Source organism: Nodosilinea sp. FACHB-131, from assembly GCF_014695395.1.
Classification (GTDB): domain Bacteria; phylum Cyanobacteriota; class Cyanobacteriia; order Phormidesmidales; family Phormidesmidaceae; genus Nodosilinea.
In genome coordinates this window covers 140,025-148,088 of record NZ_JACJOF010000017.1, presented here as the reverse complement: position 1 = coordinate 148,088, position 8,064 = coordinate 140,025, and the positions used below count along the sequence as shown (strand labels likewise).

At 55.8% G+C, this 8,064-nt stretch carries 8 protein-coding genes; 3 read left to right on the top strand and 5 right to left on the bottom strand.

Annotation, left to right across the window (positions count from 1 at the left end; all coding sequences use genetic code 11):
- Window positions 1–127: 127 nt before the first annotated feature.
- Complete coding sequence (locus H6F75_RS12205) at window positions 128–874, top strand: hypothetical protein (RefSeq protein ID WP_190752557.1); 747 nt, start codon at window positions 128–130, stop codon at window positions 872–874.
- A 48-nt stretch (window positions 875–922) separates the two neighbouring features.
- On the opposite strand, the gene H6F75_RS12200 is transcribed toward H6F75_RS12205, so the two are convergent.
- The 4 genes from H6F75_RS12200 to H6F75_RS12185 form a co-directional block, all read right to left on the bottom strand.
- Complete coding sequence (locus H6F75_RS12200; RefSeq protein WP_190752551.1) at window positions 923–1,858, bottom strand: DUF3365 domain-containing protein; 936 nt, start codon at window positions 1,856–1,858, stop codon at window positions 923–925.
- A gap of 250 nt (window positions 1,859–2,108) precedes the next feature.
- On the bottom strand, window positions 2,109–3,209 hold the full coding sequence (locus H6F75_RS12195) for a hypothetical protein (RefSeq protein WP_190752550.1): 1,101 nt from the start codon (window positions 3,207–3,209) through the stop codon (window positions 2,109–2,111).
- A 193-nt stretch (window positions 3,210–3,402) separates the two neighbouring features.
- Entirely contained in the window at window positions 3,403–3,690 is a 288-nt protein-coding gene (locus H6F75_RS12190) for a DUF4090 family protein (protein ID WP_190752546.1), read from the bottom strand.
- A gap of 106 nt (window positions 3,691–3,796) precedes the next feature.
- Window positions 3,797–4,480 carry an FCD domain-containing protein gene (locus tag H6F75_RS12185; RefSeq protein WP_190752538.1) on the bottom strand — a complete coding sequence of 228 codons (684 nt, stop codon included), beginning with the start codon at window positions 4,478–4,480 and terminating at the stop codon, window positions 3,797–3,799.
- 309 nt (window positions 4,481–4,789) lie between these two features.
- On the opposite strand from H6F75_RS12185, the gene msrA reads away from it, so the two are divergent.
- Both msrA and truB read left to right on the top strand, forming a co-directional pair.
- Window positions 4,790–5,449 (top strand): peptide-methionine (S)-S-oxide reductase MsrA, encoded by a 660-nt coding sequence (msrA, locus tag H6F75_RS12180; RefSeq protein ID WP_190752537.1) that lies wholly within the window; start codon window positions 4,790–4,792, stop codon window positions 5,447–5,449.
- Window positions 5,450–5,492: 43 nt separating this feature from the next.
- Window positions 5,493–6,380, top strand: a complete 888-nt coding sequence (truB, locus tag H6F75_RS12175) for a tRNA pseudouridine(55) synthase TruB (protein WP_190752535.1) — start codon at window positions 5,493–5,495, stop codon at window positions 6,378–6,380.
- Window positions 6,381–6,436: 56 nt separating this feature from the next.
- Here truB and H6F75_RS12170 read toward each other — a convergent pair whose 3' ends face one another.
- Complete coding sequence (locus H6F75_RS12170) at window positions 6,437–7,915, bottom strand: alpha-amylase (RefSeq protein ID WP_190752533.1); 1,479 nt, start codon at window positions 7,913–7,915, stop codon at window positions 6,437–6,439.
- Window positions 7,916–8,064: the final 149 nt, after the last annotated feature.

Here is an 8,064-nt window from a genome sequence, read left to right as displayed (position 1 = left end):
ATGGCGTCGATGACCTTTTGCCTCAAATCGAGGCTGTAGGGTTTGGGCATAGCACTTGGAGGAAAATGTCTCTGCTTATAGCTTACGTCCTAACTCACATGGCTGTAGCTATAGCAGATCGATCTCAATGCAAAATTTAGTCAAGGGCTTCATTTTTCGCAGTGCTGGCATCGGCTTACTATCGGGCAGCGTGCTAGGAGGGCTGTTTGGCGTTACTTATCTCGCTTTTATTTGGACAGGGTTACTCGGCGTTGGTCTGGGTATAAGTTTAGGATTGGTTAACGGGCTATTGGTCAGTGCGATAACCTGCTTTATTTTTTGTCCGTTGCATCATAGGCGGCGCTATCGGCTAACGATTACCGTTATGAGTGCTTTTATTACCTGGGCAGGAGTAATTGCCGCTGGGCCTTGGTACTTTTCTGCCACAGCGCTGACACCTAGCTCAGCCGTTTTGATTGGCTTTAGCTCGGTGCTGGCATCAATAGTTGCTGGGTGGGCGGGCGGATTGCTTGGTCAAAATCTGGCCGACTGGTATAACCATAGACTCATCGTAGAGCAGCCTATTTGGGCCGCTGAACCGGCTACGTCGGACACCACATTGCTGAACAAACCCAAGCGAGATTTGGATAATATTTTTTTGGGTCAGCAAGCTGGCTGGGTAAAGGTTGCCCTGTTTGCGATGCTCTGCCCTCGTTTAGGCAACTCGCTTTTGGAGTTTTTGGTTTGTGGTGATCTAAACACAGATGTGGTCTCGTGTCTACCTTCGCCGCGTATTTATACATCGGTGTTGGCGGGTCTTAGGGTTACTCTTCCTATCTTTCTTCTCACTGGGCTCGCGATCGCACTGTTTCAGAATCAACGCAGAAATAGATGACGGCGGACAATCTAGCTGTCGGGTAAATGAGGGCCTTGATAAGGACTATCATTTACCGGAAAAGTCCCCTGAGCTGCGTCGCCCTTCGCGGTAGCGCTCTAGACGCTGCATGGCCATTTGCAGACTCATTTGCATGCGGTTAAACGCTTCGGCTAATTTGCCCACTTCGTCGTTAGAGTCTTGGCTAAACTCTGCCACCGGGTCACCCATGCTGGCCGCTTCCGCTGCCAAAGCCATGCGGTTGAGGGGACGAACCACGTAGCGCTTGAGCCAGAGATTCACCAGCACGATCGCCAGGGAAAATGCAATCACAAAAATGCCGAGGATCAGCACCAGAGATTGACGGGCACTCTTCAGCACCTTCTCAGCCGGTACGGAGATCATTTGGGCCCCAACAATTTCATCTAGATGCCAGCCAAAGCCGTTGTTGGCACCATAGCGCTCGATCATGCTGGCTGGGGCAGCGGCCGGCGTGCTGTGGCATTCTAGGCAACTTGGCTTGCTAATTTTGATGGGGCGAGCAATGTAGTAGAGGTCACCCGCCGGAGTGTGCCGAAATCCGCTGGTCTCAGGGGCTGTGCTCTGCTGTTTAAATTGTTCGACTAGCTGAGCCTCAAAGCCATCGGCTTTGTCTCTTAAGTTGGTGGGGTTAAGGGTAGCTTCTTTATAGAAAAAGTCAGCATAAATCGGGTTGCCACGAAAGGTTTCAAATACTTCTCGGGCAGAATAGGCAGGCACCGTTTCCGGCAAAAATTCAGTATCTAGCCGCGTGATCAGTTCTGGATTGACCTGGTTAGTGGTGTAATCTCGCACAGAATTCATCGTTTCCATCAACATTAGGGCGTTGGTGGTGAGTTGAGCCTGAGCGCTCTTGTTAAGAACCGAAGATAGGGCGATGCTGCTGGCAACAATGCCCCCCAGAAATACGAGCAGCAGCAGTAGGGTGAATTTTTGGCCGAGTTGCAAGTTATCGAGCTTGAGCATGGAGTGGCATGGGTGGATGGTTCCGTCATCAAATACACTTGCACCCGGCCTGCTTCCGGAGACACTAAGGGTTTTGCAAAGAAGAGCAATACTTCCATTGCCTAAAGCCTCTGTCTGCGGCGCAGATGCTGTCAATTGTAGAGTGAAGTCTGCCTCGCCAAAGGGGGTAGTAACAGTTCAACATCTGCGAAGAATTGGCAGTAGGCTGCTCATTGTCTGAGATTCAAAAACCTCAAGCCAGTCAGGTTCCTTACTTAAGCTGGGCTAGCTTTTGATTGGCAGATCTGAGCATTTCGCTGGCCCGAGCATGGCTGGTGGTATTGGGCTGAACTTTTTCTAAATCGTTAATGATGTCCTGCAGCAGGCTGGCAACCTGGTTGCGCTCTAGGCCCTCTAGGTTTTGGGCCAGCATACGAGTGCTTTTTTCGTTAGCGCTGTCAAAGGCTCTGGTTGAGGTCTCTTCCTTGGCAATGTTTTCCTGCACAATGCCAAAGTTGGTTTGGTATTGGGCTAGCAGGGTCTGGGCTTCGCTGTAGCCAGGGTCTTCGATGGGAATGTCTTCTAAACGAGCGATCGCCGTTTCCCAGAGACCCGCAACGGTTTCCCAGCGGGCGGTACTGTGGGGCGGATTTTGGCCGGCTACGGCAGCTTCATAGCCAAAGGCTTTCGCCGCATCGACCAGCGTGCCAGAGCGGTTGCCGCCGGCGACATTGCCGGCCACCTGCTGATAGTCGCGCTGGTAGGCATCTAGCTTAGTCACCGACTGCCGCCCGGCCAGCGTTTCCGGCGGAATTTCGCTCAGCCGATCCATCCCCTGCTGCCAGGTGGTGAGGGCTGTAGCCCGGTCGGTGCCCGAGGCAGCGGTTTGAAATGCCTGCTGGGCTCCGTCGACGGCCGTGGTGCCTTGCGCTAGCAGGGTTTGGGCGTTGCGCTCCTGAAACACCACGGCTTCCATGCGGCCAATTTCGGCCCGGGCGGTCTCAAATTCATCGAGGGTAAACTGCCAGCTACAGCCCACAAACCCGCAGTAGCCCCGCGGGTAGTAGCCCAAAAACCACACCGGCAGGCCATCTAAGTGCACCTGGGCCTGGGTGACTTTTTCTTCGCCCAGCTCAATATCTTGGGCTGAGGTGGCCTGGTTTACCAGTTGGTCGGCCTGAGCTACCAGCGACACCGCTTGCCGATAGTCGCGGTCCATTTTGATATAGCTGGGCAGCAGAATTAGGGGGGCCGTCTTGGCCACGGGCCAGCGAATCATGGGGTAGGGCAGGTTGAGCACCCACGTTACCCCGGCCAGCCCCGCTACTGTCACCAGTGCCGAACCCAAACACCCAAATGTACGAGCCACCATAACCGTTGTTTCTCAATCAAAGCAAACGCTGTTTCAGTGTTCCCTAGGGGCTCAGCTCTGTCGCTTTGAAGGGCTATCTAGTTGTGTTGATTTAGCGATCGCTCGAACCGCACAGCCGTTTCAGAACTTACAAAAACCCCCTGCCTTCCAAAACTGGGAGGCAGGGGGTTCACAATTAAACAGCTAACTAGGGCTACTTGCCGCCGTAAAAGTAGGCGATCTCTTTGTCTTTGAGGGGCGCAAAGTCGGCCGCTTGCAACATGGCGTTGAGCTCATCGGCGGCGAAGTGCTTGGCCCCAATGCGCACAATGCGCGATCGCATCGAGTTCGACACCCCACTGCGCTGCCGCCCAGCTTCTTTAGCCATGACGGTGTGGTAGAGGTCGAGCTTAGCGGCAGGAATCGGGGTACCGTCGAGGTCAATGCCCTGGGCGATCGCGGCATCTACGGCATCGGCCCCGGTGGTTGGCGTTTGAGACATGGTGGCTAGTCCTGCTAACGTGAGTAGTCTCAAAATCCTATCAGACCGCGATCCCCGCTTCGGCTGGGGTCAGAGCCAGCGGTTACGACTTTGCCACCGCCACCGGCTAGTGGCCCTCAATTTCTTTGACCACGCGGGTTTTGCTAGCGCGCAGGTGGTGACTAATAGCCGCCACGGCTACGTTGGAGTCGCGACTAAGAATAGCTTCGTAGATCTGGCGATGCTCAAGGCGAATGTCGAGCACGTTGGGGTTTTGCTGAAGGGTTTGAATGCGCAGCAGCGCCATGGCATCAAACAGGCTGTCTAATAGCGACACCAGCCGCCGATTGCCCGAGCCTTCGGCAATCAGATGGTGAAACTGGTAATCAACATCGAGCAGGCTCTCGGCCGAGAGGCTGCCGTGGCTGTTGGCGGTAGCCCCCTCAGCTTTGGTCACACAGGCTGCGATCGCCTCAAGCTGCTCCTCAGTGGCGTGGGTGCAGGCCCCGGCCACCGCTAGCGCCTCTAGGGCCAGGCGGCAGTCGTAGAGTTCTTCGGCATCGGCAGCGGTAATCGTGGTCACCCGCAAGCCACCGCTGACATCGGCGGTCACCAACCCATCTTGCTGGAGCTGGCGCAGGGCCTCCCGCAGGGGGGTGCGACTCACCTGTAGCCACTCGGCTAGCTGGGTTTCGACCAGGCGATCGCCCGGAGAAAGTGCCCCGGTCAAAATAGCCGATCGCAGTGCGTGGTAGACCTGCTCATACAGAGACTTGCCGCGGTTGATAGTAGGGGGGGACGATAAAATCACAAGGGGCTTAACCTCTGGAGCAGGGGGAAGACTGGCCCAACGGACTGCCGTGACGCGGGGTGCAGCTACGCCGGTAATACTTCCTAATCATACAAAGTTGACCCGTAATGAGGGCTGAAAAAGTTCTCACGGTGCAGAAACGCTGCCCTCGACCGGCAATAACGCCATCAGGGCCAGCTGCCATTCCCCAAGCCATCTAAATTGACATCCCATCGCTAGCCTTAATGCCGAGGGCAGCCAAGGCCGTCAGGAGAATCCCAGCCCGTTGCCGTAAGCTGATAATTGAGATCAACCGTAACAAACGTAACTATGCAAATTGTGCGCAGGCTGCTGTTGGGCCTACTGCTGCTAGCCACCCTGGGGCTGGTTTGGGATGCCCTACCTTTCTACGCCACCGCCGACTCGATGCCCGAGCCCACGGCAGTAGAGGACCCCAACCTAGCCACCGCCACCTTTGCCGGGGGCTGTTTTTGGTGCATGGAAGGCCCCTTTGACCAGCTAGAGGGCGTAATTTCAACCACCTCTGGCTATACCGGCGGCACCAAGGTTAACCCCACCTACTCCGAAGTCTCCGCTGGGAGCACAGGCCATGTGGAAGCCGTTCAAATCGTCTATGACCCCACCAAGGTTAGTTACGAGACGCTGCTCCAGGTCTTTTGGGGGAATGTAGACCCGGTGGACAGTCGAGGCCAGTTCTGCGACAAGGGCAGCCAGTATCAGGCCAAAATTTTTGCCCACGACAGCGAACAGCAGGCGCTGGCAGAACAGTCCAAACAAGTGCTCAGCGCTGGGTCGAAGTTTCGGAAAACCCCTATCGTTACGTCCATTGAGCCTGCCCAGACTTTTTACCCGGCTGAAGACTACCACCAGGATTACTACCTCAAGCATCCGCTGCGCTATAAGTATTACCGCACGGCATGCGGGCGCGATCAGCGGTTGGCTGAGGTGTGGGGCGCTAGCGGGGAGTAGGTGGGCGAAGGGGTAGGCGGGTGGATGAGCAGGGTTCGACGTTGTGCAGGGATTTTTGAATTTCTATAAGCCCCAGGGCATGAGTTCCCACGACTGTGTGGGAGCGGTGCGGCGGCTGTCGGGCATCAAGAAGGTGGGCCATGGGGGTACGTTGGACCCTTTGGCCGAAGGCGTTTTGCCCATAGCTGTGGGACGGGCCACGCGCTTGCTGCCCTACCTGCCGGAGGGCAAGGCCTATCGGGCGGTGATTCGCTTTGGCCTCACTACCACCACCGACGATTTAGAAGGTGAGATTCTGACCCAGCAAGCCGCCAATCGCCTGACGGCAGAGGATATTGCGGCTTGCCTACCCGAGTTCCAGGGAACAATCGACCAGGTACCCCCAGCCTTTAGCGCCATTCAGGTGCAGGGGCAACGCCTCTACGATCTGGCGCGCAAGGGTCGGGTTGTAACGCCGCCCTCGCGCGTGGTGACGATCCACCAGCTCACGGTGCAGCACTGGCAGCCGGGGGAGCAGCCGGAGCTAACGCTGGATGTAGACTGCGGCCCTGGCACCTACATTCGCTCGATCGCACGGGATTTGGGCGATCGCCTCGGCACCGGAGCCACCCTAGCCCACCTCACCCGTACCCGCAGCGGCGGCTTTGACTCGTCGCACAGCCTCACGCTGGAGACAGTGACGGACTTGCTGGGAAAGCAGACTCTTGAGCTAGTGAATCCAGCGATCGCCCTGGAGCATTTGCCGGCGATCGCCCTCCCCGCCGAACTCGCCCTGCGCTGGCAGCAGGGGCAAAAGTTTCCGCCCACTATGGTGATACCGCCAAGCACTCCCTACCGAGTGCTCAACGAGTCAGACGGAACCTTTTTAGGCATCGCCCAACTCGAAGAACGGGAAGAAGGACCAATTCTCAAAGCCAAAATGGTGCTTTAAAACAGTAGAATCACGCCCTACTCCCCCACCCTCCTACTCCCTACCCATCTACCCATCTACTCCTTCGGCACCCACACCGACACCGATCCCGCCAGACAGCTAAACTCAGCCCAGCCCTCGTCATTGGTGGTGACCGGCTCGCTCACGTGTTCAGTGATGTCATAGTAGGTGCAGTTGGGCCGGCCCACCTCCATCCACTTGTGACCGTCGGCGCCGTTGGTCAGCACCACGGCCATACCGCCGGGGTTGGCTTCGTTGCCGAGCCGAGTCCAGCCGATGGTGCTGGGGTGGTCGAAGTAGTCGTACTGGTCGCCAAAGGCATAGGTGCTGCGCACGTGCAGGAACTTATCGATCAGCCACTTGTGACTGTCGAGCCAGATCTCATATTCGCCGCCATCGTTGCCGTTGTCTTTGTAGTGGGCCCCGTAATAATCGGCGTAGAAAATGCAGGGGTAGCCATCTTGGCGCAGCAGAATCAGCGCGTAGGCCAGGGGTTTGAACCAAGGTTCTACCACCGATTCCAGCGATTGCAGGGGTTGTGAGTCGTGGTTGTCGACTAGAGTGACGGCGAGAGCAGGCTGCTCTTTGACCAGAGTGTTGTCAAAAATGGTGGTGAGGTCGTAGTCACCACCGGCTTTGCTGGCCTCGCTAAAGTTGTAGTGCAGGGGCGCATCAAACAGATGCACATCGCCCTCAGTAACTTCAATGAAGTGGTGCAGCGCCTCAATTTCGTAGGACCAATATTCGCCCACCGCAAACAGCCTGCGGCCCGCCTGATACCGACAGTGCTGTAGCCACTGGGGAAAAAAGCCCGCCCGCACGTGCTTGACCGCATCAAAGCGAAAGCCGTCGACCTGGGTGGTGTCGGTGTACCAAGTGCCCCACTCTTTGAGGGCTTCGCGCACCTCGTCCGATTCCATGTCGAGGTCGCAGCCCATCAGGTAATCAAAGGCACCTTTTTCAAGGTCAACGTTCTCGTCAAAAGACTTGCCTTCAAACAGGTAAACCGCGTCGTAACCAGGATCGTTTTCGTCGTAGTCAACGGCGTCAAAATGCCACCAGTGCCACTCCATATCAGAATATTTGCCCTGACGACCGGGAAATTTAAAGTGAGTCCACACTTTTACCATGCGATTTTCGCCAATTTGCTCGTGGCGATCGTCGTGGCTCATGGGGGTGGCCATGACTTCCTCTGTTTCGTCGCCGCCCATCATGTGGTTGAATACCACATCAGCATAGACCCGAATACCCGCTTCTTTGGCGGTCTTAATAGCCTGAAGGTATTCGTCTTTAGTGCCGTATTTCGTGCGAACGCTACCTTTTTGGTCAAATTCGCCTAGATCGTACAAGTCGTAGACGCTGTAGCCGACGTCGTAGCCGCCAGTGTTGCCCTTGTATGCGGGGGGGAGCCAAACAGAAGTAATGCCAGCCTCTGCCAAGTCTTTTGCGTTCTTAGCAAGCTCATTCCACAGGTTGCCGTCGGGCTCAATATACCAGTGAAAATACTGCATCATCACGCCATTCGGCTCAGACATACCCGCAGGCTCCGTTAAGTAATAAGAAATGTTAGCTTCGAAATTATGGCAGATGTCTTTAGTTTTTCTAGTCTGCCTATTGGGATATTGCCAAAGGTCCTGATTTCTGCTTAGCTGTTTACTATTGCGTTTTTGTACATCAAGGGTAT

Bases quoted from the DNA above. Each gene is read 5' to 3' on its own strand.
- H6F75_RS12205 (WP_190752557.1), top strand. From the start codon at position 128: ATGCAAAATTTAGTCAAGGGCTTCATTTTTCGCAGTGCTGGCATCGGC.
- H6F75_RS12200 (WP_190752551.1), bottom strand. From the start codon at position 1,858: ATGCTCAAGCTCGATAACTTGCAACTCGGCCAAAAATTCACCCTACTG.
- H6F75_RS12195 (WP_190752550.1), bottom strand. From the start codon at position 3,209: ATGGTGGCTCGTACATTTGGGTGTTTGGGTTCGGCACTGGTGACAGTA.
- H6F75_RS12190 (WP_190752546.1), bottom strand. From the start codon at position 3,690: ATGTCTCAAACGCCAACCACCGGGGCCGATGCCGTAGATGCCGCGATC.
- msrA (WP_190752537.1), top strand. From the start codon at position 4,790: ATGCAAATTGTGCGCAGGCTGCTGTTGGGCCTACTGCTGCTAGCCACC.
- H6F75_RS12170 (WP_190752533.1), bottom strand. From the start codon at position 7,915: ATGTCTGAGCCGAATGGCGTGATGATGCAGTATTTTCACTGGTATATT.